The 26,130-nt window shown below is 68.1% G+C and carries 22 protein-coding genes; 11 read left to right on the top strand and 11 right to left on the bottom strand.

Annotated features, from left to right (window positions below):
* Positions 1–102 precede the first annotated feature (102 nt).
* Together AB0F43_RS15610 and AB0F43_RS15605 are read left to right on the top strand one after the other, a co-directional pair.
* Positions 103–342, top strand: a complete 240-nt coding sequence (locus AB0F43_RS15610; protein ID WP_360476007.1) for a mycoredoxin — start codon at positions 103–105, stop codon at positions 340–342.
* A gap of 205 nt (positions 343–547) precedes the next feature.
* Positions 548–2,914, top strand: coding sequence for a hypothetical protein (locus AB0F43_RS15605; protein WP_360476005.1), 2,367 nt, complete (start codon positions 548–550; stop codon positions 2,912–2,914).
* Here AB0F43_RS15605 and nudC read toward each other — a convergent pair whose 3' ends face one another.
* Positions 2,915–3,850: an NAD(+) diphosphatase gene (gene nudC, locus AB0F43_RS15600; RefSeq protein ID WP_360476002.1), complete on the bottom strand. Its 936-nt coding sequence runs from the start codon at positions 3,848–3,850 to the stop codon at positions 2,915–2,917.
* A 27-nt stretch (positions 3,851–3,877) separates the two neighbouring features.
* Between nudC and deoD the strand changes: the two genes are divergently transcribed.
* Both deoD and AB0F43_RS15590 read left to right on the top strand, forming a co-directional pair.
* Positions 3,878–4,591 carry a purine-nucleoside phosphorylase gene (gene deoD, locus AB0F43_RS15595; RefSeq protein ID WP_360475999.1) on the top strand — a complete coding sequence of 238 codons (714 nt, stop codon included), beginning with the start codon at positions 3,878–3,880 and terminating at the stop codon, positions 4,589–4,591.
* A gap of 32 nt (positions 4,592–4,623) precedes the next feature.
* Positions 4,624–5,109 carry a hypothetical protein gene (locus AB0F43_RS15590; protein WP_360475996.1) on the top strand — a complete coding sequence of 162 codons (486 nt, stop codon included), beginning with the start codon at positions 4,624–4,626 and terminating at the stop codon, positions 5,107–5,109.
* Positions 5,110–5,221: 112 nt separating this feature from the next.
* Here the strand turns inward: AB0F43_RS15590 and AB0F43_RS15585 are convergent, their stop codons facing one another.
* Positions 5,222–5,902, bottom strand: coding sequence for a GPP34 family phosphoprotein (locus AB0F43_RS15585; RefSeq protein WP_360475993.1), 681 nt, complete (start codon positions 5,900–5,902; stop codon positions 5,222–5,224).
* A 154-nt stretch (positions 5,903–6,056) separates the two neighbouring features.
* Between AB0F43_RS15585 and AB0F43_RS15580 the strand changes: the two genes are divergently transcribed.
* The 5 genes from AB0F43_RS15580 (at position 6,057) to AB0F43_RS15560 (ending at position 10,595) form a co-directional block, all read left to right on the top strand.
* The gene (locus AB0F43_RS15580) at positions 6,057–6,644 is read left to right on the top strand and encodes a GNAT family N-acetyltransferase (protein WP_360475990.1); all 588 of its coding nucleotides are present in this window, start codon (positions 6,057–6,059) and stop codon (positions 6,642–6,644) included.
* Between the two features lies 1 nt (position 6,645).
* Positions 6,646–8,412, top strand: a complete 1,767-nt coding sequence (locus AB0F43_RS15575) for an IucA/IucC family siderophore biosynthesis protein (RefSeq protein ID WP_360475987.1) — start codon at positions 6,646–6,648, stop codon at positions 8,410–8,412.
* Positions 8,413–8,565: 153 nt separating this feature from the next.
* Positions 8,566–9,399 (top strand): SAM-dependent methyltransferase, encoded by an 834-nt coding sequence (locus AB0F43_RS15570; RefSeq protein WP_360475984.1) that lies wholly within the window; start codon positions 8,566–8,568, stop codon positions 9,397–9,399.
* A 68-nt stretch (positions 9,400–9,467) separates the two neighbouring features.
* Positions 9,468–9,980 carry a Uma2 family endonuclease gene (locus tag AB0F43_RS15565; RefSeq protein ID WP_360475981.1) on the top strand — a complete coding sequence of 171 codons (513 nt, stop codon included), beginning with the start codon at positions 9,468–9,470 and terminating at the stop codon, positions 9,978–9,980.
* A 78-nt stretch (positions 9,981–10,058) separates the two neighbouring features.
* Positions 10,059–10,595, top strand: coding sequence for a Uma2 family endonuclease (locus tag AB0F43_RS15560; protein WP_360475978.1), 537 nt, complete (start codon positions 10,059–10,061; stop codon positions 10,593–10,595).
* Here AB0F43_RS15560 and AB0F43_RS15555 read toward each other — a convergent pair.
* The 6 genes from AB0F43_RS15555 to AB0F43_RS15530 form a co-directional block, all read right to left on the bottom strand.
* A complete protein-coding gene (locus AB0F43_RS15555) occupies positions 10,585–13,818 on the bottom strand; it encodes an ATP-dependent DNA helicase (protein WP_360475975.1) in 3,234 nt (1,077 codons plus the stop codon). The two genes, AB0F43_RS15560 and AB0F43_RS15555, sit on opposite strands and share 11 nt — an antisense overlap.
* Before the next feature lie 136 nt (positions 13,819–13,954).
* Entirely contained in the window at positions 13,955–17,170 is a 3,216-nt protein-coding gene (locus AB0F43_RS15550; RefSeq protein WP_360475972.1) for an ATP-dependent DNA helicase, read from the bottom strand.
* Between the two features lie 191 nt (positions 17,171–17,361).
* Complete coding sequence (locus AB0F43_RS15545; RefSeq protein WP_360475969.1) at positions 17,362–17,658, bottom strand: MGMT family protein; 297 nt, start codon at positions 17,656–17,658, stop codon at positions 17,362–17,364.
* 23 nt (positions 17,659–17,681) lie between these two features.
* Positions 17,682–18,521: a TIGR03560 family F420-dependent LLM class oxidoreductase gene (locus AB0F43_RS15540; protein ID WP_360475966.1), complete on the bottom strand. Its 840-nt coding sequence runs from the start codon at positions 18,519–18,521 to the stop codon at positions 17,682–17,684.
* Positions 18,522–18,583: 62 nt separating this feature from the next.
* The gene (locus AB0F43_RS15535; protein WP_360475963.1) at positions 18,584–18,940 is read right to left on the bottom strand and encodes a hypothetical protein; all 357 of its coding nucleotides are present in this window, start codon (positions 18,938–18,940) and stop codon (positions 18,584–18,586) included.
* 9 nt (positions 18,941–18,949) lie between these two features.
* Positions 18,950–19,216, bottom strand: a complete 267-nt coding sequence (locus AB0F43_RS15530; RefSeq protein ID WP_360475960.1) for a DUF2277 domain-containing protein — start codon at positions 19,214–19,216, stop codon at positions 18,950–18,952.
* Positions 19,217–19,383: 167 nt separating this feature from the next.
* On the opposite strand from AB0F43_RS15530, the gene AB0F43_RS15525 reads away from it, so the two are divergent.
* Together AB0F43_RS15525 and AB0F43_RS15520 are read left to right on the top strand one after the other, a co-directional pair.
* Positions 19,384–20,019 carry a TetR/AcrR family transcriptional regulator gene (locus AB0F43_RS15525; RefSeq protein WP_360475957.1) on the top strand — a complete coding sequence of 212 codons (636 nt, stop codon included), beginning with the start codon at positions 19,384–19,386 and terminating at the stop codon, positions 20,017–20,019.
* 3 nt (positions 20,020–20,022) lie between these two features.
* Positions 20,023–20,802: a maleylpyruvate isomerase family mycothiol-dependent enzyme gene (locus AB0F43_RS15520; protein WP_360475954.1), complete on the top strand. Its 780-nt coding sequence runs from the start codon at positions 20,023–20,025 to the stop codon at positions 20,800–20,802.
* A gap of 60 nt (positions 20,803–20,862) precedes the next feature.
* On the opposite strand, the gene moeZ is transcribed toward AB0F43_RS15520, so the two are convergent.
* The 3 genes from moeZ to AB0F43_RS15505 form a co-directional block, all read right to left on the bottom strand.
* Complete coding sequence (moeZ, locus tag AB0F43_RS15515) at positions 20,863–22,053, bottom strand: adenylyltransferase/sulfurtransferase MoeZ (protein WP_360475951.1); 1,191 nt, start codon at positions 22,051–22,053, stop codon at positions 20,863–20,865.
* A 233-nt stretch (positions 22,054–22,286) separates the two neighbouring features.
* The gene (locus AB0F43_RS15510; protein ID WP_360475948.1) at positions 22,287–23,264 is read right to left on the bottom strand and encodes a hypothetical protein; all 978 of its coding nucleotides are present in this window, start codon (positions 23,262–23,264) and stop codon (positions 22,287–22,289) included.
* 95 nt (positions 23,265–23,359) lie between these two features.
* Positions 23,360–25,990, bottom strand: coding sequence for a Calx-beta domain-containing protein (locus AB0F43_RS15505; RefSeq protein WP_360475945.1), 2,631 nt, complete (start codon positions 25,988–25,990; stop codon positions 23,360–23,362).
* Positions 25,991–26,130: the final 140 nt, after the last annotated feature.

Genomic DNA, 26,130 nt, shown 5'->3' with positions numbered 1-26,130 from the left:
TCGGGAAGAGCACCACCTGCGGCATGGTTCGGATACGTCGAGAGCAACCCTAGACGGGTGGCCGGACAGAAACCGCGCCCAACTGCAGAAGGAGTCAAGCCGATGGCGGCTTTCACGATGTACTCGACACCTTGGTGTGGCTACTGCCATCGCCTCAAGGGCCAGCTGAAGCGCGCCGGGATCGAGTTCACCGAGGTCGACATCGAGCAGGTCCCGGAGGCCGCGAAGGTGGTCGAGAAGCTCAACAACGGCAACCAGACGGTGCCGACGGTGGTCTTCCCGGACGGCACCGCGATGACCAACCCGTCCCTCGCCCAGGTCGCCGAGAAGCTGGCCGCCTAGGCGGTGTCTGACGGTTCAGCGCCGCGCAGTAGGCGGGGAACCGTCAGACACCGCCTAGTCCCTCGTCCCGTACGGCGCCGAGCCCCGAGGGCCGGCGCCGTTTTGTGCTGCCCAAAACCGGTCTAGACTCATAGGCCGCGAGTTATGGACATTACGGTCATGACCGTTATACCTTCCTGGGAACCACGCCGCAGGGAGCTCGCCCATGATTCCGCGCCGCCCTTTCTCTCAGGTCTTGTCCCGCGCCGCCGCCGTCCTGGCCGTCACGCTCGGTCTGCTGGCCACCGGCGGTCTGACCGCCACCGCGGCCCCGGATCCGAAGCGGCCCGATCCCTTCCCGTCGGAGACCGGCCCGATCAGGCCGGACGACGCCCGGATCGGTATCGCCGCCGAGGACCCGGTCCGGGATCTCGGTGCGCCGATCAGCTCGCTCACCGTGATGGAGGGCGCCGTCGGCCGGACGCCGGACGGCCGCGACGTCGTGTACGCCGTACCCGCCGGTGAGAACGCCCTTCTCAACGTCGTCGACCTGCACAGTCGTCAGCTCCTGCGGACAGTCCCACTCCAGGGCGCCGCCGGCGCGTGGGCGATCACAGTGGCGAGCGACGGCAGCCTGTACGTCGGCACCTACCCGAACGCGCACCTGTACCGCTACGACCCGGGCACGGGCACCGTCACCGACCTGGGCCAGCCGATTCCCGGCGAGGCCGTGATCTACGGCCTCACCGCGGACCAGAACGGCAACGTCTACGCCGGGACGTACCCGACCGCCCATGCCTTCAAGTACGACCCCTCGAACGGCGAGGTCACGGACTACGGCTCACTCGACCCGGTGCAGCAGTACGCGCGGTCGACGGTGTACGACCCGGACCACAACAAGCTGTTCGTCGGCATCTCCACCCCCAACGCGCGGCTGCTCCGCATCGACGTGGAGACCCGTGAGGTCGAGGACATCACTCCACCCGGCACGACCGCCAAGGACTTCATCGACCTCGACTACGCGGGTGGCCGGGTGTTCGCCAACGCCAGTAGCCGACTGGTCGTGGTCGACGCAGTCACCGGTGAGCAGGTCAAGTTCACCGACGCCACTACGGGCAGTCTGGTGATGGACTACCCGATCGCTGCACGTGGCGTGTCCGCGGCCGGTCCAGGTGGCGTGTACTTCACCAACAACACCCTGGATCTCATTCACTACGACCTGGACACCAATACGGTCGCCTCCACGTCCGTCCGGCTCACGCGGGGTGCCTCGATCGGGTACGGCTGGGTCACCGACAACGGTCAGCAGGTGCTGTACGGCCTGGCCGGCAACTACTCCGGTGGAACCTTCCGCTACGACCCGCAGGCCAAAACGCTCGCGCAGTGGAGCTCACCGTTCAAGTACGTCCCGGTGGCGCTCATGCACACCATCGCGGACCCCGCGACCGGCAAGGTCTTCGTCAACGCCTTCCTCAACGGCTCGACCTCGATCTACGACCCAGCCACCGGCAAGTCGACTGTCACCACCCGGCAAGGCCAGGTCGAAGGCTGGGCGTGGGACAACACCGGCAAGCTGTACGTCGGGGTCTACCCGTATGGCAGGTTGTCGCTCTGGGATCCGAATGCTCCCGCGAGCCCGACGAACCCGAAGGAGCTCTTCAGCCTCGTCGACAGCCACCACCAGAACAGGCCTGTCTCGGTGGTGCCGGCCGGCAAGAGCGTCTATGTAGGCACCACACCCGCGTACGGCGAGTACGGCGGCGCTCTCACGGTGTACGACGTACCCACCGGAGCCTTCACCGTCTACCGCAACCTGGTGCCCGACCAGACCATCTCCTCGCTGCTGCCCGTCGGGGCTGGACTGTGGGCCGGCTCCAGCATCGAGGGTGGTCAAGGCACTGAGCCGGTCGCGACAGAGGCCCACCTCGTCAAGGTCGACCCGTCCAACGGCGCTGTGCTCGCCGACGTCGTACCCGTGCCTGGCGCGGCCAGCATCAACGAGCTGATCGTCGGACCGGACGGCAACCTGTGGGGCCTGGCGGACGGCATCGTGTTCGTGGCCAACCCGACGACAGGCGCCGTACTGCGCCAGATCCCGGTCTTCAGCGGCCGGACCGGAGCTAACGACGGCGCCCTGTCGTGGCGAGACGGCTACCTGTACGGCGTGGCAGGAGGACGACTGTTCGTGGTGGACAGCCTCGGCGGGGTGTCAACGATGCTGCGCGACCACGGCCTCAACCGGCTCACCCAGACGCCGGACGGCACGTACTACACGCTGCTGCGACCGGACGGCTGGACGAACCCGACCAACCTGGCCTCATACACCCCACCGGCCGACCCGTGTCCGCAGTCGGACCTCCGGGCGACGGTGTGGACCGGGAACATCAACAGCCACGTGGTGAACCGGCATGTCGAGTACGGCTGCACGCTCACCGACGTACTGCCGGATGCCGAGGCGGACTGGCCCAGCCACGGTGCCTATGTCCATGCGGTCGACAAGAAGGTCGAGGAACTCGAGCGAGCCGGAACGGTGGAGCGCTGGGAAGGACTCCTCATCCGCGTCGCCGCCGCCCGGTCCGACGTCGGCCGGTGATCACCAGCTACCGCTGAGCTCCTCGCCGTACCAACCTTCGATCAGGCGGCGGGAGATGGAGATGTTGCCGGGGAGGGCCATCGTGCCGGCGTCGACCAGCGCACGCAGGTCCTCCCTGGTGAACCACCGGGCCTCGGCGATCTCGTCGGCGTCCACCTCGATGTCGGTGCTCACCGCCTTCGCGTAGAACCCGAGCATCAGGCTGGACGGCAACGGCCACGGCTGGCTGCCGGCGTACTCGACCTCCGCCCCCACGACCACACCGGTCTCCTCGAGGACCTCACGGCGTACGGCAGCCTCGAGCGACTCACCCGGCTCGACGAAGCCGGCCAGGGTCGAGTAGCGGCCCTCCGGCCAGGCCTCGTTGCGGCCGAGCAGGGCACGGTCCTGGTCGTCCGTGACCAGCACGATGATCGCCGGGTCGCTCCGCGGGAAGTGCGACAGACCGCACGCCGGGCACTGCCGGACGTGCCCGGCATCGATCACTACGGTGTGCTCGCCGCAGTTCGCACAGTGCGTGTGTATGCCGTGCCAGTTCGACAGGCCGACCACGTGGACCGCCATACCGGCCTCGCGGTCGTTCAGTACGGCGCCCAACTCCCGGAGGCCGGCGTACGACTCGTCCGGCTCAGTGTCGACGAGTACGGCGAACACAGCGCGACCGTCAGCCGTTTGACCCGCACCCGACTCGCGGTCGATGCCTAGCAGCACCCGCACGCCGTCCGGCGCTTCGGACGGGGACACCAGCCTCAGTGCGGTGCGCTCGGCGGTCACCTGCAGTTTGTCACCGGCCACCACGGCCACCTGGGTGTCCGGCGCGGCCCACGCCTTGTCCAGCCACTCCTCGTCACGTCGGCGGTCGGCAGCGCGGTCCAGAACGGACCGGGACAGGGCTAAGGAACCTGGAGCGATGGAGTAGGCCACATACCTCAACATATCCCGGCACCGTGAGAGCATCCCCGCATGAGTATTCACATCGCCGCCGAGAAGGGGCAGATCGCACCGCGGGTGCTGTTCCCCGGGGACCCACTGCGGGCCAAGTGGATCGCCGAGACCTACCTGTCCGACGTGATCTGCTACACCGAGATCCGGAACATGTTCGGATTCACCGGCACCTACAAAGGTGAGCGCATCTCCGTCCAGGGCTCCGGTATGGGCCAGCCGTCCGCTTCCATCTACGCGAACGAGCTGTTCGCGGAGTACGACGTACAGACCCTGATCCGGGTCGGTACCTGCGGCGCGCTGACCGAGGCGGTCCGGGTGCGCGACGTGATCGTGGCGATGTCCGCGAGCACCGACTCGCAGATGAACCGGCTCCGCTTCCACGGCATCGACTACGCCCCCACGGCCGACTACCAGCTGCTGCGGGCCGCGGTGGACGCGGCTGAGGCGGCCGGGCTGAACGTGCACGTCGGCCAGGTGTTCTCCGGCGACCTGTTCTACAACGACCGCCCCGATCTGGTCGCGCAGACCGCGGCGTACGGCGTACTGGGCATCGAGATGGAGGCTGCCGCGCTGTACACGCTGGCGGCGAAGTTCGGCCGCCGGGCGCTCGGCATCATGACGGTGTCGGACCACCTGATCACCAAGGAAGAGACCACCGCCGAGGAGCGGCAGACGACCTTCTCCGAGATGATCACCATCGCCCTCGACGCCGCGATCGAGGTGGCGGTCTGAAGCGCCACAAAGGCACAGTCACCGCCCTGTCCGTGCTGACCCTCCTCACCGGCTGCTCCAGCTCTCCTGACCAGGCTGAGAGCAGTACGACGACCAGTTCGGCACCAACCGTGTTGGCGCCGATCAAGGCGACCCAGGTGGTCGCCGGACTGTCCAGTGCCGGCTACAAGTGCAGCAACGACGGTGCGTACGCCATCTGCACGTCGGGAGCCGCGTCGGTCTGGGTACTCACCGGAGACCACCCGCGGCCGCCGGTGGTGTCGCTGCACTCGGCCGGTGCGGTGGAGACCGCGTCGGCCGAGATCGCCAAGGTGTTGCCACAGGCACTGGAGATCGCCCACATCAACCAGGGCAAGGAGATCGCCGACTGGTTCGGCCAGCAGAAGGGCAAGACGACAGCCCAACTGACCTCAGGCGACTGGCTGGTCGACTATTCAGCCGAGGTCGACACGGACGAACCCGGTGCCCACCTGACGCTCACCGACAAGCTCTGCACGACGAACTGTCAGGCGGAGTGAGTCAACCGTCCCCCAGCAGGCGCTGAAGCAGCTGGACCAGCCCGTCGCGCCTGCGCAGGTAGCGCCTCTCGGAACCGTCGTCGAGCACCAACTCGACGGCGGTTCCTCGCACTCACGAGCCTGCGGACGACGTCGCAGCGGCCGACACGACGACCGCCGTAGTGACCGCGGCCTGCATCTCGGCGACGGCCTTCTTCACCGCGTCCGCCGCCCAGTCCGACTCGGCAATCTCCTTGGCCCGCCGCTTGAGCGCCTTCTTGTCGACTGCGTCGGTGACGACCTTCGGTACGACGTTCAGCGCGCTCAGCAATGCGATCAGCGCACTGGTCCGCTGATCCGGCGTTGTACCGACGTTCAGCACGCTCGCCAACGCGGACCGCACCTCCGCCTCGTGGCGCGCGTCCGCTGCCGGCCAGCGGGTCGCCGGGAAGATGCCGAGCACTTTGCCCTCGTCCGCCGTCAGCACACCGCGCTCGGCGAGCCTGGCGAGCAGTTGGTCGCGCAGCTTCTTCGAGAGCCTGACGATCTGGTCCGTGGGCCGCTTACCTGGCTTGCCTGCTATATAGGCCAGACGCTCGTCCAGGATGGCGTCACCCGTCGGACTGGCGTCCAGCACCTTCAGGCGACCGTGCTTGACCTCCTCACCCTCACCGGCGATGCCCAGCTTCCCGAGCACGCTCAGCTCGATCAGCACTGCTCCGGCCAGCGCGTAGTCCAGGCCTGGCGCGCCGGTGATCGGCTTCCCGCGCTCGTCGTCGTACAGCAGCAGCAACAGGTCTTCGGCGATCAACATGCCTCCAACGTAGGCAAGCATGAGTTCACCGCACATCAGCCGCGCGCCTTACCTGCCGCATCCGCCGGGATACGGACCCCTGTCGCTGCCGGGTTGGCTATCTAGTAAGGTAAGGCTTAGCTAACAGGTTCGCCCACCTCGAAAGCAGACCGCCATGACCAGAGCACTGCCCGAGCCGATCTACCGGCGCTTCTTCGCCGGGATCGGCGCCCTCAGCCTCCGGCCGTTCGACCTGACCAAGGACGTGACCACCCTGCACGGCTGGGTCACCCAGCCCTACGCGCGGTACTGGGGCCTGCTGAACGCCTCCGTCGAGGACGTCCACGCGGAGTACCTCCGGATCGAGAACAGCGGACACCACCGCGCCTTCCTCGGCGAGCACGACGGCCGGCCCGCATTCCTGATGGAGCGCTACGAACCGGCGGACGACGCCGTCGGTACGACGTACGACGTCGCGCCGGGCGACATCGGCATGCACGTGCTGGTCGCACCGCCGCAGGTCCGGATCCCGGGGTTCACCGGCGCGATCTTCGAGACGATCCTGGACAGTCTGTTCAGCGACCCGCTGGTCGACCGGGTCGTGGTCGAGCCGGACGTCCGCAACACCAAGATCCAGGCGCTGAACGAGCGGATGGGGTTCCGCAAGCACAGCGTCGTGGACCTGCCGGACAAGCAGGCCTGGCTGAGCTTCTGCACCCGCGACCAGTACGCCGAGGCGACGCGGATGAACGAGGCGGGCTGACATGACGACCGATCACCTCAACCCGGAAGCCTGGGCCGTCGCCAACCGCGCGCTGGTCCGCAAGGCGCTGGCCGAGTTCAGCCACGAGCGCATCCTCGAACCGGTTGCCACTGACAACGGTTACGAGGTGGCCAGTGGGACCAGCCGGTACACGTTCACCGCCCGGCTGTACCCGTTGAACCACTGGGAGATCGACGCCGCCAGCATCCGGCGCGACGGCGATCGACCGGTGGACGCGCTCGACTTCATCACCGAGTTCCACCAGCAGCTCGGCATCGGCGCCGAGATGCTGCCGGTGTACCTCGAGGAGATCAGCAGCACACTCGCCAGTGCGGCGTACAAACTCTCCAAACCCGATCTGACCGCGGCCGACCTGGTGACCGCCGACTTCCAGACCATCGAGTCCGCGATGACCGAGGGGCACCCGTGCTTCGTCGCGAACAACGGCCGGCTCGGCTTCGGCGTCACCGACTACCGCGTCTTCGCACCGGAGACCGGACAACCGGTCCGGCTGACCTGGATCGCTGCCCGCAGGGACCGGGCGACGATCTCGCACAGTACGACGATCACGTACGACGAACTGCTGCGGGCCGAGCTGGGCGACGACGTACTGCGCCGGTTCGCCGCGGAGATCGTTGCCGTAGGCGCCGATCCGGACGACTACGTCTACCTGCCGGTGCATCCGTGGCAGTGGGAGAACAAGACGTCGATCACGTTCGCGGCCGACATCGCGCAGCGGCACATCATCCATGTCGGGTCGAGTGACGACGACTACCAGCCGCAGCAGTCGATCCGGACGTTCTTCAACCTGTCCGACCCGGCCCGCAACTACGTCAAGACGGCGTTGTCGGTGCTGAACATGGGCTTCATGCGCGGGCTGTCGCCGACGTACATGGCCGCGACGCCGGCGATCAACGACTGGGTGTACGGCCTGGTCGAGAACGACGTCGTACTGAAGCGGTACGGGTTCTCGGTACTGCGGGAGATCGCAGCCGCCGGCTACCATAATCGGTACTACGAGGCCGCGACGGAGAAGACGTCGCCGTACCGGAAGATGCTGTCGGCTCTGTGGCGGGAGAGCCCGGTGCCGGGCCTGTCCTCGGGTGAGCGGCTCGCGACGATGGCGAGTCTGCTGCACGTCGATCGGCACGGCTCGTCGCTGGCCTCGGCGTTGATCCGCGCCTCGGGGCTCGAGCCGGCGCAGTGGTTGCGTTCATACGTCGACGCGTACCTGATCCCGGTGCTGCACTGCTTCTACGCCTACGAGCTGGCCTACATGCCGCACGGCGAGAACCTGATCCTGGTACTGCGGGACGCCGTACCGACGCGGGTGATCATGAAGGACATCGCCGAGGAGATCGCGGTGATGAACCCGGAGACGCCGGTGCCACCGGAGGCCGAGCGGGTCCGGGCCGACGTACCGGACGACGAGAAGCTGCTGTGCGTCTTCACCGACGTCTTCGACAGCATCTTCCGCTTCCTCTCGCCGCTGTTGGATCGGGAGGGGCTGCTGACGCCGGCCGAGTTCTGGTCGGTGGTCGGCGACGCGGTGCGGGACTACCAGGCCGCGACACCGGAGCTGGCCTCGGCGTTCGCGAAGTACGACCTGTTCGCGCCGTCGTTCGCGTTGTCGTGCTTGAACCGGCTGCAACTGAAGAACAACCAGCAGATGGTGGACCTGACGGACATCGCCGGGTCGCTGCAGTACGTGGGCACGCTGGACAACCCGCTCGTCACGGAAGCGGCCGGTACGGCAGCAACTGGCTGACCAGTGTGCTGCCGACCTGCGTGCGGTGACGGAGCGTCGACGTACGTTCGATTCCGGCAAAGCATGGGCCGGTGCGCGGTCACGCAATGTCGTAGATCAGTTACGATCTCCCTGCCGCGTCGAACAGCACCGGAGTGGAGTAGGGAGCCATCGATGGCCGACAACGAAGTACCTGCCATGTACGAGCGACTCAAGCTGGACCGGCCGCACGGCGCCCGCGTCTACGACTACTTCCTCGGCGGCAAGGACAACTTCGAGATCGACCGGCAGGCGGCCGAGCATCTCCTGCAGGCGTTCCCGGGCTTCCGCACCGCGGCGCTGTCGAACCGGATGTGGATGCACCGCTCCGCCCGCTACGTGGCCGAGCAGGGCATCACGCAGTTCCTGGACGTCGGCACCGGCATCCCGACCAGCCCCAACCTGCATGAGGTCGTGCAGGACATCGTGCCCGAGGCGCGGGTCGTCTACGTGGACAACGACCCCATCGTGCTGGCCCACTCGCGGGCCCTGCTGAGCAGCCGGCCGGAAGGGAAGACGGCGTACCTCGAAGCCGACGTGACCGACCCGGAGGCGATCCTCGACTCGGCGGAGGTCAAGAGCACGCTGGACCTGAGCAAGCCGGTCGCCCTCAGCCTCGTCGGCGTGTTCCACTACCTGCCCGACGCACTCAAGCCGTACGACCTGGTCAAGCGGCTGGTCGAGCCGCTCGCGTCAGGGTCGTACCTGATCTTCTCGCACTGCACACCGGACTTCGCTCCCGACCTGTGGGAGCGGGCGATCCAGGTCTACAAGGCCGACGGCGGTGACGCGCAGGTCCGCAGCAAGGAGGAGGTCACCCGGTTCTTCGACGGCCTCGAGCTGGTCGAGCCAGGTGTGTCCGCCCCGTTCCGCTGGCACCCCGACGAGGAGACCAACCGCCTGGTCGAGAAGGGCGAGTTCACCGACGTCATGTGCAGCCTCTGGGTCGGCGTAGCCCGCAAGCCCTGATTTCTCGGTTCGCCTTGCGCTGTGGATAACTCGCGCGGCGATCGCTCACCTTCCGTCACGCTGGTGAGGTGACCAGCGAACACGTTGTCGACGTACGGCGAGACGGCCGCAGATACGAGGTGGTGGACGGGCGCCTGCTGGTAACCGGCGCCCAGCCACCCGCCCACCACGCGGCCGTCGTAGCGCTGATGATCCACCTCAAACAAGCCTGCCCACCCAACCTCCTGGTCGCCGTAGGCTCCCTCGACTTCCGCCCCACCCGAGCCATCTCCCTACGCCCAGACCTCCTCGTCTGCCGCCGCCAAGACGCCGGCCCCCACCTCCTCCAGGCCTCACCCCTCCTGGCAGTCGAGGTCCTCTCCCCCTCCACCCGCACCACCGACGTAGTCCTCAAACGCACCCTCTACGAACAACACGCCATCCCCTCCTACTGGCTCCTGGACCCCACCCACCACGAACTCACCATCCTCGAGCTGACCGACTCCGGCTACACCTGCCAAGCGGTCCTCCAAGCCGAAGAAACCTTCCACACCACCAAGCCTTTCCCCATCGCCCTCACACCGGGCGAGCTGACGGGATGAGGCGGGAATCTGCGGGCAGGCTGGGGCGGCTACTCATCTGCCCTCCTTCATCGGTTCTGACCGATGCATGCTCAGGCCATGAAGCCGATCGAATCAGGTGCGTTCACGACCGCAGACCTTGAATTGTTGCCCGACGATGGCATGCGGTACGAGTTGGTCGACGGGGTACTCCTGGTGACGCCAACGTCATCGCGGATTCACCAGCGCACTCTCGGACAGCTGTGTCTGCGACTGGGGCCTGCTTGCCCTGAGGATCTCGAGGTCTTTCCCGGACCGCTCGCGTTCCGGCCCACGAGCCGGCTGGTCCTGCTGCCTGACCTGCTGGTCGTCCGCTGCGACGACGCCGCGCGCCGATGGATCGAGGAGCCGTTGCTGCTCGCCGTAGAGATCCTCGCGCCGGCAACACGCACGAGTGACCAACTACTCAAGCGGAAGCTGTACGAGGAGACCCGCGTTGCGTCCTACTGGATGCTCAGTCCACAGGACGCCACCCTGACGGTTCTCGAGTTGGAGGACGGACTGTACGTCGAGCGGGCCGTGGTGTGTGGGGACGAGGCCTTCGAGGCGGAGGTTCCGTTTCCGGTGAAGGTTGTTCCTGCTGAGGTCATCCGTTGAGGAGGGTGGCTAGTTGTTGTTTTCCGGGGAGGTTTTCGGGGTGGATGATGTCGCCGGTGCGGACGTAGTAGAAGGCGGCGGTTACGTGGTGCAGGGGGATGCCTTGGAGCTCTGCCCAGGCGATTCGGTAGATGGCTAGCTGGAGGGGGTCGGCGGTTTCGGAGCGGCTGGTTTTCCAGTCGATGACTTCGTAGCCTCGGGAGCCGTCAGGGCGGACGACCTGGTAGACGGCGTCGATGCGGCCGCGGACGACGCGGCCGGCGATGGCGAGGGCGAACGGGGCCTCGATCTCGTACGGGGTGGTTTCGCCGTAGGGGCCGGTGCGGAAGGCGTCCATCAGCTCGGTGAGGTCGGTGTCGTCGACGATGTCCTCGTCCGCGGCACCGGGCAGGTCGTCGGGATCGAGCAGCAACTGCTGGCCGAAGTAGCTCTCGACCCAGGCGTGGAAGCGGGTGCCGAAACGCGCCGCCCGGTTGGGTTTGCGCGGCATCGGCCGGGCCAGCTCCGACGCCAGGCCGTCCGGGTCCTTCGCCAGTCGCATCACCTGGGTCGCCGACAACGCGGTCGGCAGCGCCACGTCGTACGCCTTCCGGCTCCGGCTTTCTCTTGCCTCGGACAACAATCGCTCGATCTCCGAGTCCCAGCGCGCGACCGTCGCCTGCTCGTCCAGCAGCAGCGACTCCTCCGCCTCCAGCGACGGTCCTTCGGCACGTGCCTGCTGCACCAGCGCCACCGCGTCCAGCCGTCGCCGATACGCCTCCACGTCGTACGGCGCCGGCCACGGTGCCTGGGTCTGCTCGGCGAGCTCCGGGTTCTCCTCGGACAGCTCCGGTTGATCGGCCCACGCGACGACCCGATCGCCGGCGTGCTTCTTCAGCAGTTCCAGGTAGGACGAGGGTCCGCGCGGGCGCTTCTGCGTCGGACCCCACCAGTGACCGGTCGCGACCAGGATCTCCTTCGCGCGAGTGAAAGCGACGTACCCGAGCCGGCGTTCCTCCAGCGCGTTCACGTCCTTGCACTCGTCCGCGAACGCCTTCAGCCCGGCGTTGGACAGGTCGTGGAAGTCTGGCAACGTGTCGGCGTCACCGCGCAGCGGCCACGGCAGCACCTTCGCGTTCGTGGTCCACTTGTCCCGGCCGCGGTCCGACGGGAACACCTTGTTCACCAGGGTCGGCACGAAGACGATCGGCCACTCCAGGCCCTTCGACCGGTGCGTGGTCAGCAGCTTCACCGAGTCGGCCTCACTCGGCACGGCGAGGTCGAGGCCGGCGGCGTACTCCTCCTCGGCGGCCAGATAGGCCAGCAGTCCGTCGAGCGAACCGTCCGACTCGGTGGACACAAAGTTGCCGACGGCATCCAAGAACGCGGCCAGGTGATCGCGGCGGCCGGAGTCGATGTGGTCCGGCGTCGCGGTCAGCTCGACGTCCAGGCCGATCGTGCTGATCACCCGGCGGACCAGGTCGAGCAGCGGCTCCCCCGCGTGAGCACGCAGCTCGCGCAGCTCGGCCGACAGCTCCTTGAAGCGGACCAGCGCCTCGGGCGAATAGCCCCACGCGTCCGGCGAACCGGGATCGTCGACCGCCTCGGCCAGTGAGATCACCTCGGTCGAATCCATCCCGGCGACGGCGGCATCCAGAGCCGCGACCAGGTCGTCGGCGGCCGGACGGGCACCCGCGTCGGCGAGCGCGCGGGCGCGGTTTGCCAGCAGGGCGAGGTCGCGGTGCCCAATCCGGTAGCGCGGACCGGTGAGGATCCGCAGCATCGCGGCGTTGGCGGTCAGGTCGTTCACGGCCTGCAGCGTCGCGACGACGTCGACGACCTCGGGCAGCGCGAGGAGCCCGCCGAGGCCGACCACCTCGACCGGAACCTTGCGCGCGATCAGAGCCTCGTGGACCGCGCTGAGGTCGACGTTCGTCCGCATCAGGATGCCGATGTCCTTCCACCGGCGGTTCGGCGTCCGGTGCGCGGCGACGATCGCGTCCGCGACCCATTCGATCTCCTGCGAGCGCGTCTCGAACAGGCCGACCGTGATCGCGCCTTCCGGAGCGTCGGCGGGGGCTTCGAGCGGGATCACACCGGGGTGCTGCTCGTAGAGCTCGGCCGCGTGCTGGTTGGCGGCGGCGAGGATGCGGCTGCCGCAGCGACGATTGACACTCAGCACGTAGCGGCGGGCCGGCGTACCGTCCGTGTTGGGGAAATGCTCCGGGAACTCGTCCAGGTTGGCGACCGATGCGCCACGCCAGCCGTAGATCGCCTGGCACGGATCGCCGACCGCGGTCACCGGGTGGCCTCGGCCGTCCGGCCCGGCGAACAACGCGGTCAGCATCCGGCGCTGCGACACCGAGGTGTCCTGATACTCGTCCAGCAGCACGACCTTGTACCGCGCCCGCTCGACGACCGCGACCTCCGGGCACTCCTCCGCGAGCCGCGCCCCCAGCGCCATCTGGTCCGCGAAGTCGACGACGCCCCGCTCGGCCTTGTACGCCTGGTACTCCTCGACCAGCTGCAGGATCTCAGCGCGCTTCAGCGCGGTCTCCGCGAGTTTGCGGACCTCGACCGTCTGCTTCCGCGCGGCCGCGACTTCCCGCCGTACCGCCTCGTCGTGCTCGCGTACGTCGTCCGCCCGCAGCAGGTGGTCCGCGAGCTCACCGTCGAGCGAGAGCAGACTGTTGACCAGCGTCGGTACGTGGTGTGACGCGTGCCGGATCGGCCCGGCCGACCGCCGTACGACGCGACCCGCCAACTGGTATCGGGTCGCGTCGGCGAGGACGCGGGCGTCGGGCTCGAGACCGAGACGCAGTCCGTGCTCGGCGATCAACGTGCCGGCGAACGCGTGATATGTCGACACGACCGGCTCGCCGGGCTCATCCTGCTCCCAGTTCGGGACGTTGCTGCGCAGGTGCGCGGCCAGGATCGGATGCTGGTCCTTCGGCAGCGTCGACCCGAGTACGCCGGCCTTCGTCAGGTCGTCGCGGATCCGCACCTCCAGCTCGTTGGCGGCCTTCTTCGTGAACGTCAGCCCGAGCACTTCCTCCGGCTTCACCTGTCCGGTGCAGATCAGCCACACCACCCGGGCCGCCATCGCCGTCGTCTTCCCCGACCCGGCCCCCGCCACGATCACCCCAGGCGCCAACGGAGCCGCAATCGCCGCCAACTGCTGATCACTGAACGGGATCCCCAGCAGATCCACCAACTCCGCGGTCGACTTCAGCTGAGCCCGCATCACCAGCGCTCCTCTCCGACGTTGCTGGGGGTTTGAACAGGAAGTCGGGGCTCGAGGCCGGTTATTTCCTGTGTTCGGTCGCCAAAGGGTTTTCTCACCCACGGCAGTGCGCACGGGACGAGGCTGGAAGCGTGCATCAGACGATTTCCCGGCCTTCGGGCTGGATGGGGCAGAGGGCGCGGGCTTCGCAGCGGGTGCAACCGTCGTTGCGTTTGGCAACGAACTCTTCGGAGCGGACCATCGCCTCGGCGTCCTCGACGGCTTCGTCGAGCCAGGTGCGGCCGTCGTCGCCGGCCTCCAGCGGCCCTTGGTGCTGCACCTTGGGGAAGCCGCTCTCGTCGTGGCGGAGCTGGACCAGCTCGGCGCCGCCGGCCACGGCATCCTCGCCGAGCTTCTTCAGCTGCCGGGACGCGATCGCGCGTTGGTAGATCGCGAGCTGCACGTGCCGCTGCAGCGCAGGCCTGGTCGGGATCGAGCGCCCGGTCTTGAGGTCGACCACCCGGATCGTTCCTTCGGAGTCCTCCTCGATCCGGTCCATCCGGCCTTTCACCCGGACGGCGGGCTTGTCGGCGTCCGGCAGCAGGACGTCGAAGTCGACCTCGGTCCCGATCAGCCGCCGATCCGGCCGGCCCTGATGCCAGGCGATGAACCGTCGCAACGCGTCCTCGGCCTCGACCCGCTCCCGGTCCGAGATCCAGGTCGACTCGAACTCCAGCTGTGTCCACACCTTGTCGAGCCACCCGTTGAGCTCGTCCACGCTCGGCGGCAGCTTCCCGGTCGCGACAGCGTCGGCCAACGTGTGCAACACCATGCCGAACCCGATGGCCGACGTACTGGGTGTCTCGCCGCCCGCCCGCCGCTGCAGGAACCACCGCAGCGGACAGTCCACGATCGTCGTCAGCGCACTCCCCGACATCGGCACCGGCAGATCCGGATCAGCGATCGGCCGCTCCGAGCGAGTCCGCTCCCGCACACCCCACCACCGCGACGGATCCGCCGTCGGCACCAACGGCTGCTCGCGATCGTCCACCGCATCCGCCAGGAGCGCCAACCGATCGGCCGCCACCCGCTTCAGCGCGGGCGACGACGAAGGATCCGCCAGCACACAGCGCAGATCCGCGACCAGACCGGCCAACGACAACGGCCGCCGCGGCCGCCCCGCCACCAGCTTCAAAGGAATGTCCAGCTCGGCCAGGAATCGCGACGGCTGATCCCCGTCCGCCTCCGGCGCTTGCACCGCCGTCACGATCAGCCGCTCCCGCGCCCGGGTGATTGCGACGTAGAACAGCCGTCGTTCCTCGGCCAGCAGCGCGCCCGCCGACAACGGATCGACCAGACCGTCCGGCCCGAGCCGGTCCGGCTCCAGCAACGATCCTCGCCGCCGCAGATCCGGCCACTGCCCTTCTTGCACACTCGCCACCACGACGAGCCGCCACTGCAGGCCCTTCGACCGGTGCGCGGTCATCAGCTGTACGCCGGCCTCGCGATACGTGCCGTCGAACCGGTTGTCCGCCGCGATGTCCAGCGACTCCAGCTCACTGAGGAAGGCCGACACGCCCTTGAACCCGACCTGCTCCTCGGCCCGGCTCGCCGCGTCGAACAACGCGCACAGCGAGTCGAGATCCCGGTTCGCGGCGCGCGCCGGCTCGCCGCCGGAGTTCGCCTGGCCGCGGAGCCGCCGCAACCACGGCGAGTCCGACCACAGCGACCACATCACCTCGTCCGGCGCGGCGCCCGCGGTCACGATATTCCTTGCCTTCAGCAACCGTTCACCGAGGGCGGCGAACCGCGCCTCGGCCGGTGACGCCTGCTCGTCGAGCAGCAGCGGGTTCATCAGCGCGTCCTGCAGCAGCTCGTCCGACGACCGGGGCAACCGCTGGCCGCCCGCGGCCTCACGATCCCGCCGCCGCAGCACCCGGGCCAACCGCCGCAACTGCCCCGCATCCATCGCCCCCAACGGCGACAACGCCAGCGCCCGGACGACGTCGACGGTCAGCGTGGACGGATCCGCGACGGCCCGCAAGGCCAGCAGCATCGGACGTACGGCGGGCTCACGTGACAACGGGAGCTCGTCGCCGGCCACGTCGACCGGGATCCCCGCAGCGGCCAGCGCCCGGCGCAACGGCGGGATCGAGCGACTGCCCGATCGCACCAGCACCGCCATCTCGTGCCAGCCGACACCATCCTGCACATGCGCCCGCCGGAGCAGATCCGCGATGTGCTCGAGCTCGGCCCCGCTGGTGGAGTACAGGTTGGCCTCGACCTTGCCGGCGCCGTAGACACAACCACTCGCATCCGGGTTGCGGAACCGCTCGAAGGTGTCGCGATCCAACGTCCCCGGGACACCCAGCCGGCTGACCACATTGCGTGAGACCCGCTGGAGCGTCGTACCGAACCGTCGCGTCGTGCCGAGCGCGATCTGGGCCGCTTCGGCGCCATCCGCCGTACGGAACTCGTCGGTGAAGCGGAGCAGGCCGCGGACGTCGGCGCCACGAAAGGTGTAGATGGACTGGTCCGGGTCGCCGACGACGACCAGGTCGCCGCCGTTGCCCGCGATCGCCTGCAGCAACTGGGTCTGGCCGGGATCGGTGTCCTGGTACTCGTCGACGAAGACGGCCTTGAACTCGGTGCGCAGCTTGGCCTGGACCTGCGGCTGCTGAGCCAGGATCACCGCGCGATGGATCAGCTCGGAGTAGTCCAGCACCTGCTCGTGGTCGAGGATCTGCAGGTACTCCTCGAAGAAGTCGCCGACCGCGACCCACTCGGCCCGGTCCGCGGAGCGCCCGATCGCGGACAGGTCCTCCGGGTCGAGCCCGAGCTGGCGGGCCTTGCCGATCACCGCCTGCACCTCGTCGGTGAAACCGCGCGTCTTCAGCGCCGGATGCAAACTGCTCGGCCAGTGCACCGCACCGACCTCGCGACTGCCCGACAGAGCCTCACTCAACCGCAACGACTGCTCGGGCCCGGAGGGAAGCCGCAGAGGTACGTCGAACGCGTCGGCCGGAGTGAACCGTCGAAGCAACGCGTAGCAAAAGGAATGGAACGTCATCGACGGCATCACTCGCGTCGTCCGCCCGAGCCGGCCGGTGATGCGGTCGCGCAACTCGGTCGCCGCCTTGCGCCCGAACGTCAGCACCAGCACCTCGTCCGGACTCAGCCCGCGATTGCAGACCCGATCGACAACCGCCTCGACCAGCGTCGTCGTCTTCCCCGTCCCCGGCCCGGCCAGCACCAGCAAAGGTCCGCCGGGATGATCCACGACCGCCTGCTGATCCGCGTCCAGGACAGGAGCATCCGAGCTGCGCTCCTCTGCCCGGACCAACCGGTACCGGGATCCCTGTCTGCTGACCACCGCCACATCCCATCAGACCCCACCGACAATCTCTGACGGCACACACCGCGCATCCCGAACCTCACCGGAGTGCGGACAACTTCGAGCAACTTTCGTGCATCAAGTGGTTCGAAGGCCGGCCACCTCAACGGCGGGTATTCATCGGCGGTGCGGAGGTCCGGGGCGGGGCCGCCGCACCGCCGGTCGTCTTGCTACTCGACCGGTTCCCAGCGCACCTGGCGCAGGTCGACCCGGCCGTTCGTGACGCGTACGCCGTCCGAGCGGAGCCGGTGGAGTTGTTCGTCACCCACCTCGTCGGCGGGCACGCCACTGGCCCGGATCACCCGCCACCACGGCACACCGGCGCCGTACTCGCGCATGATCGCGCCGACCTGGCGCGGCCCGCCTTGGCCGACGTACTCGGCGATGTCGCCGTACGTCGCGACGCTGCCCGGCGGGATCGACTCCACGGCACGCAGTACCGCCTCGACGTACTCCTCCCTGTCCACGGGCCCAAACTTAGCGGGACCGCTCAGGCGAGTAGTGCCAGCGCCTTCGCGAGCGGCTCGACGACGGACGGCGGAGCGTCGAGCGGGAGGTTCATCACGACCAGGTCCACGCCGGCTTCGCCGTACGCCGCCGCCTGGGCAACGGCCGCGTCGAGAGACTGGTCCGGCTCGATCCGGACATTGACCGAGCAGGTGATCTCGTTCACGTCGCGGCCGATGTCCTCACAGTGCTGGACCAGGACGTCCTTGAGCGGCTTCCAGTCCTCCGGGCCGGGCACGATCACGTTCCAGTGCTGTGCCCAGCGGGCGACCGCGCGCAGCGTCCGCTTCGGGCCTTTGCCGCCGATCGTGATCGGTGGGTGCGGGGTCTGCACGGCCTTCGGCTCGCAGTACGCGTCGGTGAGCTTGACGTACTTGCCGTCGAAGTTCGCCACCTTCTCGGTGAGCAGCGCGATCATCGCCTGCACCCCCTCGTCGAACCGGTCGAAGCGCTCCTTCAACGGGTACAGCTCGATGCCGTACGCGGTGGTCTCCATCTCGTTCCAGCCCGCGCCGACGCCGAGCTCGAGCCGGCCGTTCGAGATGATGTCGGTGGTCGCGGCCATGTTCGCGAGTACGGCGGGATGCCGGTAGATCATCCCGGTCACCTGGCAGCCGACCCGGATCCGCTTCGTCGCCTGGGCCAGCGCGGCCAGTGTGGTCCAGGCCTCGAGGTTCGGGCCGGCCATGTCGCCGCTCAGCGGGTAGAAGTGGTCCCAGTGCCACGCGGACTCGAAGATCTCGAAGTCGTCCGCGGCGATCCACACGTCCCGCAGCTGCTGCCAGGTAGTGTGCTCCGGCCTCGTCTTGATCGCGAACCGCATCCCGACCTCCTACTGCTTCGTGGTGGCACTCAGTAATCGTTTGCCGGTTCCGACCTTACTCGTCAGCCGCCGCACATCGGATGGACCGGGCGGCCTTCCTGGAACGCGGTCACGAGGGCGAAGACCTCGAAGATCACCGCGGCGGTCGCGGTCGCGAAAAGGATGAGCGCGATGGGCTGCCGGCTGTGCCTGAACCAGCGCACCCGCAGGAAGAGCGCGATCGCGCCGACCGCCAGCCCGGCGAAGCCCAGCACGTACGCCGTCGTCGGCAACGGGATCGAACCGTCGCAACTGTCCTGCCGTCGGCGGATCAGCTCGGCCTGGGCGTTGGTGGTGATCGTGGACAGCAGCACCCCGACGACCACCAGCCCCAGCACCACGCCCTGTCGGCGCCGGTCACCGACGGGCGGCTCCGCCACGATCGGACCTCAGTCGAGCCCGAGCCGAGCCCGCACCTCGGGACGTCGCAGCGGCGGCACGGTCTGTGGCGGGTTCCGGCGCTCCGGCATCTCGGCCAGCAACTGCTCGGTGATCCGCGCGATCTCGGTCGCGGCCCGCTCGATCGGCTCCCGGGTGGTCGAGCTCAGCGAGCCGACGCCGGTCACCTTGCGGACGTACTGCAACGCGGCCGCGTAGATCTCCTCAGAGGTCGCGGCCGGCTCGAGCCCTCGGAGAACGGTGATGTTTCTGCACATGCCAAGACACTACGTGCCCGAGCGGACAATCCAACCGAAACCTACGAGGTATTGACTTACCTAATACCTTTAGGTTTCCCTCAATCTATGAGCGAGCGGAGCGAGGTCATCATCAAACACTGCGCACCTCGTGTCTCATCCGCGCCCGGAGCGAAGCGAGCACGTGGATGAGCACAACCGGACTGGACCGCAGGACTCGTCGGCGCCAGGAGACGATCGAGGAGATCCTCGAGGTCGCCATCGCGCTGATGGAGACCGAGGGCGTCGCGGCGCTCAGCCTGTCCGCGGTGGCGCGGCGTCTCGGTATGCAGCCGCCGTCGCTGTACCAGTACTTCCCGTCCAAGATGGCGATCTACGACGCGCTCTTCCAGCGCGGCAACGAACAGCTGCGCGACGCGTACCGGAGCGCCTACGAGGCGGCCGACACCGACGATCCGCTCGAGCTCGGCCTGATCGCCGCCACCGCGTTCTGCCGCTGGTGCCTGGAGCACCAGGTGTACTCCCAGCTGCTGTTCTGGCGGACGATTCCCGGCTTCGAGCCCAGCCCGGAAGCGTTCGCCCCGGCAGCGGAGTCGATGCAGGAACTCCGCGACCATCTGCAGTTGATGGTGGACGCCGGGCACCTCCGCCCGGAGGTGGCCGGCGAGGAAGGTGTCGCGCTCTACACCTCGCTGATCGCCGGCCTGCTCTCGCAGCAGATCGCGAACGAGCCGGACGCCTCCTTCGAGGAAGGACGGTTCATCCGGCTGCTGCCCGTCGTACTCGAGATGTTCTATCAGCGGTACGCACCAACCAGGGGGTAAGTCATGACCGCAGTACTCGCGGGGGAAATCGGTCGCGCCGGACGGGAACGGTGCCGGGCGCACCGGGACGCGGAGATCCAGGCGTGGCACGACCTGTTGGCGTCACTCGAGGGGTCCGAGTGGCATCGCCGTACGGTCTGCGACGAATGGGATGTCGCGGACATCGCCGGGCATCTGATCGGCCAGGCGGAGGACGTGATCAAGCCGTGGTCGTTCCCGCGGCGGTTCCGCAAGGCCAGGCGGGTCTATCCGGACAAGCCCCGGTTCGACGCGCACATGATGGTGCAGGCCGACGAGCACCGCGGTACGCCGCCGGCCGAGCTGCGGGCGTTGTTCGACCGGGTGTGGGCAAAGGCGACGCGGCGCATCTCCCGCAATCCCGAGCTGATCCGGCGGGTGACGATGGAGGTGGAGGGCCTCCCGATGGCCCTCGGCTATATCTGGGACATCCTGCTGGCGCGGGACCTGTGGATGCATCGCGACGACGTGTGCCAGGCAGTCGGGCGGCCGTTCGACGCCGGGCCGTACGCCGAGGAGATCATCGCGCAGGTGGTGTACGACGTGGACACGTTGCCGTTCTGGGGTGAGCGGCCGGCCGTCGTACTGGAGCTCACGGGCCAGGGCGGCGGGACCTACCGGCTGGGGAGGGACGAGCCGGTCGGCCGCGCCGCCGTCGATGCCGTCAGCTACATGCGAACCCTCTCCGGCCGCGACGACAACCCATCCGTCTCCGGAGACCCGCTCGCTGTGGAAGCCGTCGCCACCTGCCGCATGCCGTTCTGAACATGACCGAGGGCTGGAGCACACGCTCCAGCCCTCAGCTCACCGCAGGCGCGGCGTTGGTCAGTAGGCCGGCTGGCTCGGGTCGATCTGGTCGACCCAGGCGACGACTCCGCCACCCACGTGGACGGCGTCGGCGAACCCGGCGCCCTTGGCGATGGCGAGGACCTCGGCGGAGCGGACGCCGGACTTGCAGTGGAAGACCAACTGCTTGTCCTGCGGCAGCTTCTCCAGCGCGGCACCGGTCTGGAACTCCGCCTTCGGGATCAGCACGGAGCCCGGGATCCGGTTGATCTCGTACTCGTTCGGCTCGCGGACGTCGATCAGCTCGAAGTCCTTCTCGCCGTTGTCCTTCAGTTTGATCCACTCGCTCAACTGCTTCACCGAGATGGTCGAACCGACGGCCGCGTCGGCCGCCTCCTCGGTCAGCGCGCCGCAGAAGCTCTCGTAGTCGATCAGCTCGGTGACGGTCGGGTTCTCACCGCAGATCGCGCAGTTCGGGTCCTTGCGGACCTTCAGGGTGCGCCAGTTCAGATCGAGCGCCTCGTAGATGTTCAGCCGGCCGAGCGACGGGTCGCCGATCCCGGTGAGCAGCTTGATCGCCTCGGTCACCTGCGCGGCGCCGACGGACGCGCACAGCACGCCCAGTACGCCGCCCTCGGCGCAGGACGGGACCATGCCCGGTGGCGGCGGCTCGGGGTAGAGGCAGCGGTAGCACGGCCCGTGCTCGGCCCAGAAGACGCTGACCTGGCCGTCGAAACGGAAGATCGAGCCCCAGACGTACGGCTTGCCGAGCAGCACCGCAGCGTCGTTCACCAGGTACCGGGTGGCGAAGTTGTCGGTGCCGTCGACGATCAGGTCGTACTGCTCGAAGATCTGGAACACGTTGTCGTTGTCGAGGCGTTCCTCGTGCAGGACGACGTTCGTGTACGGGTTGGCCTCGAGGATCGACTCCTTGGCCGACTGCGCCTTGGACTTCCCGATGTCGGACTGGCCGTGGATGATCTGGCGCTGCAGGTTCGACTCGTCGACGGTGTCGAACTCGACGATGCCGAGCGTGCCGACCCCCGCCGCGGCCAGGTAGAGCAGCGCCGGGCTGCCCAGGCCGCCGGCGCCGATCACCAGCACCTTGGAGTTCTTCAGCCGCTTCTGCCCGGCCATCCCGACCTCGGGGATGATCAGGTGCCGCGAATACCGGCGAACCTCGTCGATGGTCAGCTCGTCGGCCGGTTCGACCAGCGGTGGCAATGACACGTGTCGGCTCCTCGTGAACGATGTCGGTCAGGCTCTCCGGTTTTCAACCATCCTTCCCTCCTCCATGTTCCCGCACATTTCCAGCCACCCCCGCCGGGGTCCGCATCCCGGGATCGGCGTCTCGGCAATGAGACGTGGACCTCCAGGCCCTCACAACCGCGATCCGGTGAGCGCCTTTACGCTCAGCACTCCCGCCCAGCTGCGATTGATGTGGCCTGGAGGTCCGCCCCGGCCTACCTGCCGGTGTGGTGACCGCGGCGAGCGGTGGCGCTCCCGGACGTCCGCAGCCGCAGGTCCTGCTCCGAGTCCACCGCGCCCTGCGCTGTCTCGGCCGTCTGGGCCGGCTCCGGGCGCAGCCGGGTGACCCGATCGATCGAGGTCCGGTCGAGCTGGCTCTTGGCCGAGTCGAGGAGCCCTGGCGCCGACACCGACGTCCGCGCAGTGTGCCAGAGGTCTTCGCCCGTGCCCGACGCGTTGTCGGCCAGGACGAACTCGTCCAGGTAGGACGCGCCGTTGCCGAGATTCCCCATGGCTCCGCTCACAAGCTGCAACTGTTGGTTGACGTCGTCCCGCAGTCTCTCGAGTTCGTCGTCGTTGAAGGCGAACGAGGTGTTGAGCGGCGCCCGGTCGTGCGACTCTGCGGCCACCCTGGCCTCCTCGATCGCCCCCAAGGCATCGTTCAGGTGCGTGACGGCAGGCTTGATGTTCTCCTGTCCACGCAGCACGGCAGCCTTCAGGGCGGAAGCCGCGTCGACGAAGCGCTGCTTGCCCTCGGGACTGCTGTGCCGGTCGCGGGCCAGACGCAGGAAGTCGTTGCCCTCTTCCACGCCCGGCACGTCGATCTGCTCCAGTGCCTTGCTCGCAGCCTTGAGGGAGGCTCCGGCCTTGTGCACCGCCCGGACGGCCGTCTGCCGGTACTCCGCGGCCTCGGCCCGCTTCTGCTCGATCCATGCCTCCGACCACTCGGCGGGCTCTTCCGTACGCTCTGGTTCCTCGTCCGTGCGCTGTGGCTCCTCTTCTGTGCCTTGTGGTTCGGCAGCGGCCGGGTCCACGGCGGCACCGGCGGACGGCTCAGCTGCCGCCGGTTCGGTCGGCGCGCGGCTGACGGGATCACTGCTACGGGGCACGCGCGGCAGCCGTTGCCCGACACCGGCGAACACCCGGCCGATGGTCGCCTGGAGTTCTTCGAGGTCCCTATCGTCCTGCGCCAAAGACTCCACCTACTCGATCGGTGATGTGAGACGTTGTATCGCTGCCCGCCTGGCACTGTAGGTGCCAGGCGGCTCATCGGCGTGGAGAGCGGTCCTCAGTCGTTGTCGGTGATCGTGGCCTTGGCCGTGACCGGGAGCTTGATGTCGGCCCCGTCGACCGCCTGGACGTCGACGGTGAAGGTCTCGGCGGGCTCCTTCGCCTTGTCGTCGACGATCCGGACGGCCAGCTCACCGGCCGTCTTCCCCGGCTCGACGTACCCGTCGATCCCGCGCTCCGGCGGGTTCGTCCCGTCGTCGTACTCGCTGAGGTAGTCCTTCCGGATCACCGCGGTCCCGTCCTTCAGGACACCGGAGATGTTGACCAACTTGTCGCTCGGCGCGGACAGCTTCACTCCGAACCGCAGCGTGCCCGCATTCTCCCCGGCTCGCGCGTTCCCGACCGTCAGCGTCGGTGTGGCGTCGTCGTCGATCACCAGCCCGTGCCCGAACGACTGGTTCAGCAACCCTTCCCGGGGCGCCGACAACACCAGGCTGAACGGCAGGTCGTAGCTGTCCCGCGTGTTGGCCACGACCGGCACGCTCACCTTCTGCCGCACCTGCCCTGGCTTGAACACGAGCTGCCGGGTCACGTCCCCGACGGCAGTCCCCAGGTCCCCGTTCGTCTCGACGTACACGCTGACCGGACGGATGCTCGGCCGCGACAGCGTCACCCAGAAGTCCATCGACGTCGTACCTTTGTCGCCCTCCTTGACCGTCACGCTCGACGCCGACAGCTGCGGGAGGAGCCGGGCAGGAGCCGACAGCCCGACCCCAGGCGACGAGAACGCGACATCACTCACGTACGCCGACCCGCGCGCGACCCGATCAGTCCGCAGCTCGACAGCACGCACGTCCCGCAGGTCCACGCCCTTCAGCGACTCCAGTGGCATCCGCACCGTCCGCAGCAGGTTCTTCGGCAGCCCACTGTCGTTACGCCCCGGCATCCGCACCAGCGCATCACTGACAGCAGACACCGATACGACCGCCGCCCGGCCCCGGCCGTCGACCACACGGACACTCAGATCAGTCCGAGGCGTACCAGCCGGGTCCGGCGCCGCACGGAACGACAACGCGGCATAGCGCCGTACGTCGCGCTGCCAAGCGGGCAGGTTGAGTCGCAGTACGCCGTCCGTCCCGGTCCAGCTCAGCTTGGTCACCGCAGTGGTCGGTGTGCGAGCGGCGTACCAGGCTGCACCCCAGTGCGGGGCGTTGGCCCAGTCGTTACTCGTCATACACGTCGGAGTCGCGGCCATCCGACCGGACGCCTCAGTCACACCGGCACACACCTCAGCAGACGCCTTGCCAGTAACCGCACCAGCCGGCAGAGCCTTGTCAAGCGCGTTCACATCCCGTCGCGACGCCAAGGGCGCCTGCGACACCACTCGTACGACGGCCCGCCCGGCCGAGGCCGCCCGAGCGTCAGAACCGTCGAACTGCGGCAGGAACTGAGTCTCGCGACCCATCTGCAACCGGAAGAACCCCGCGATGTACGCCGTACCGACCGCCTGCTGCTCCTTGGCGGACAACCGGCCCGCGTACTTCGCACCACACGGCGCCTCCTTCTCCTCACCGAACCAGTCGTCGCTCGACGGCGCCTCGGACTGCCCAGGAGTCCACTCGGTGTTGAAGAAGTTGTGGTTCGCGCCGAGCACGGTCACGGTCGACCGGGGTGCGGTGTCGCCGGTGACGGAGTAGCGAGTGTCGTCGTAGAACTTCTGACCCTGCAGGTCGGAGACGTCACCGTCGCAGTACGGCAACAGCACGCTCATCGCGACACCCGGCACGGTGGCACGGGCGAAGTCGGTCGGCGCGAGCGGCAGGACGGCGCGGATGCCGTACTGCCCGCCGCGGTCGGCGTTGAGCACGGCGGCCCGGGCGACGCCCTCGCCACCACGCGAGTGGCCCATCAACCCGATGTTCTGCAGGTTCACCTTGCCGACGAACTGACGGCCGAACGGCCCACCACCGATCGTCGACCACTTCTTCCACAACGCCAGGTGATCAAGGATCAACTCGGCCCGCGCCTGTGCACCCGAGTCGTAGACGTCACCGTCGTACGCGTTCACGGCGTTCGCGCTGATCGACACGACCTGGTAGCCGTTGCTGGCCAGCGCCTTGGCCGGGTCGTCGTACCCGCGGAAGCTCGGCACCGGCTTCGCGCCGGCCGGGCACGGCCACGGCTTGTCCGACGGGGTGACGTCGTCGCCGTAGCAGTACTGGTGACGACCATGCAGGAAGAGCACCAGCGGCCGCGGCCCCACCGCACCGCGCGGCGTGTAGACCTTGCCGCGCAGCTCGGACTCTTGCTTGAGGCCGGGTAGATAGATAGCTTCGTCACCGAGGTCGTACTCGGCTGTGCCGACCTGATACTTGCCCAGCGCACCGGGGTCGTCCTTCAGCAACGGCCCTTGTCGCGCTTTCAGCCAGTCGGCATCGGTCGGCCCGGGCGCCTGGCTCCGGTTGTTGCCGGCGCTCTTCCCGAGGTCACCCGACCAGATCAGCCGTACGTCGCGCGCCTTCAGCACGGCCGGATCGGTACTGACCAGGGTCAGCGTCCGTAGGTCAGGCGACTGCCTGGCCACTCCGATCGGTACGCCGTCAACGGCCAGCAGCGGCAGCGACGCGCGCATCGGCGCCGGCGCGTTCAGGCGCAAGGTCAGCCGGTAGCCGCCCGCGACCGGTTTCACATCCCAATTGTTGCCTTTAGCAACTGATGATGGCGGAAGTGACGGTGTGGCGGCATTCGCGTGCAGCGCCCCCACACCCAGCAGTGCGACCATCCCCAGCGACAGGCTTCTGACAAGTCCGCCCATTACCCGCACAGTGG

This window comes from Kribbella sp. NPDC023972, from assembly GCF_040639075.1.
Lineage (GTDB): Bacteria > Actinomycetota > Actinomycetes > Propionibacteriales > Kribbellaceae > Kribbella.
Note: the sequence above shows the minus strand (reverse complement) of the source record. Positions and strands in the feature narration are given on the sequence as shown.

Bases quoted from the DNA above. Each gene is read 5' to 3' on its own strand.
- AB0F43_RS15610 (WP_360476007.1), top strand. From the start codon at position 103: ATGGCGGCTTTCACGATGTACTCGACACCTTGGTGTGGCTACTGCCAT.
- AB0F43_RS15585 (WP_360475993.1), bottom strand. From the start codon at position 5,902: ATGTTGATCGCCGAAGACCTGTTGCTGCTGCTGTACGACGACGAGCGC.
- AB0F43_RS15575 (WP_360475987.1), top strand. From the start codon at position 6,646: ATGACGACCGATCACCTCAACCCGGAAGCCTGGGCCGTCGCCAACCGC.
- AB0F43_RS15580 (WP_360475990.1), top strand. From the start codon at position 6,057: ATGACCAGAGCACTGCCCGAGCCGATCTACCGGCGCTTCTTCGCCGGG.
- AB0F43_RS15605 (WP_360476005.1), top strand. From the start codon at position 548: ATGATTCCGCGCCGCCCTTTCTCTCAGGTCTTGTCCCGCGCCGCCGCC.
- AB0F43_RS15520 (WP_360475954.1), top strand. From the start codon at position 20,023: ATGACCGCAGTACTCGCGGGGGAAATCGGTCGCGCCGGACGGGAACGG.
- AB0F43_RS15555 (WP_360475975.1), bottom strand. From the start codon at position 13,818: ATGCGGGCTCAGCTGAAGTCGACCGCGGAGTTGGTGGATCTGCTGGGG.
- AB0F43_RS15560 (WP_360475978.1), top strand. From the start codon at position 10,059: ATGAAGCCGATCGAATCAGGTGCGTTCACGACCGCAGACCTTGAATTG.
- AB0F43_RS15530 (WP_360475960.1), bottom strand. From the start codon at position 19,216: ATGTGCAGAAACATCACCGTTCTCCGAGGGCTCGAGCCGGCCGCGACC.
- nudC (WP_360476002.1), bottom strand. From the start codon at position 3,850: ATGTTGAGGTATGTGGCCTACTCCATCGCTCCAGGTTCCTTAGCCCTG.
- AB0F43_RS15570 (WP_360475984.1), top strand. From the start codon at position 8,566: ATGGCCGACAACGAAGTACCTGCCATGTACGAGCGACTCAAGCTGGAC.
- AB0F43_RS15540 (WP_360475966.1), bottom strand. From the start codon at position 18,521: ATGCGGTTCGCGATCAAGACGAGGCCGGAGCACACTACCTGGCAGCAG.
- AB0F43_RS15525 (WP_360475957.1), top strand. From the start codon at position 19,384: ATGAGCACAACCGGACTGGACCGCAGGACTCGTCGGCGCCAGGAGACG.
- deoD (WP_360475999.1), top strand. From the start codon at position 3,878: ATGAGTATTCACATCGCCGCCGAGAAGGGGCAGATCGCACCGCGGGTG.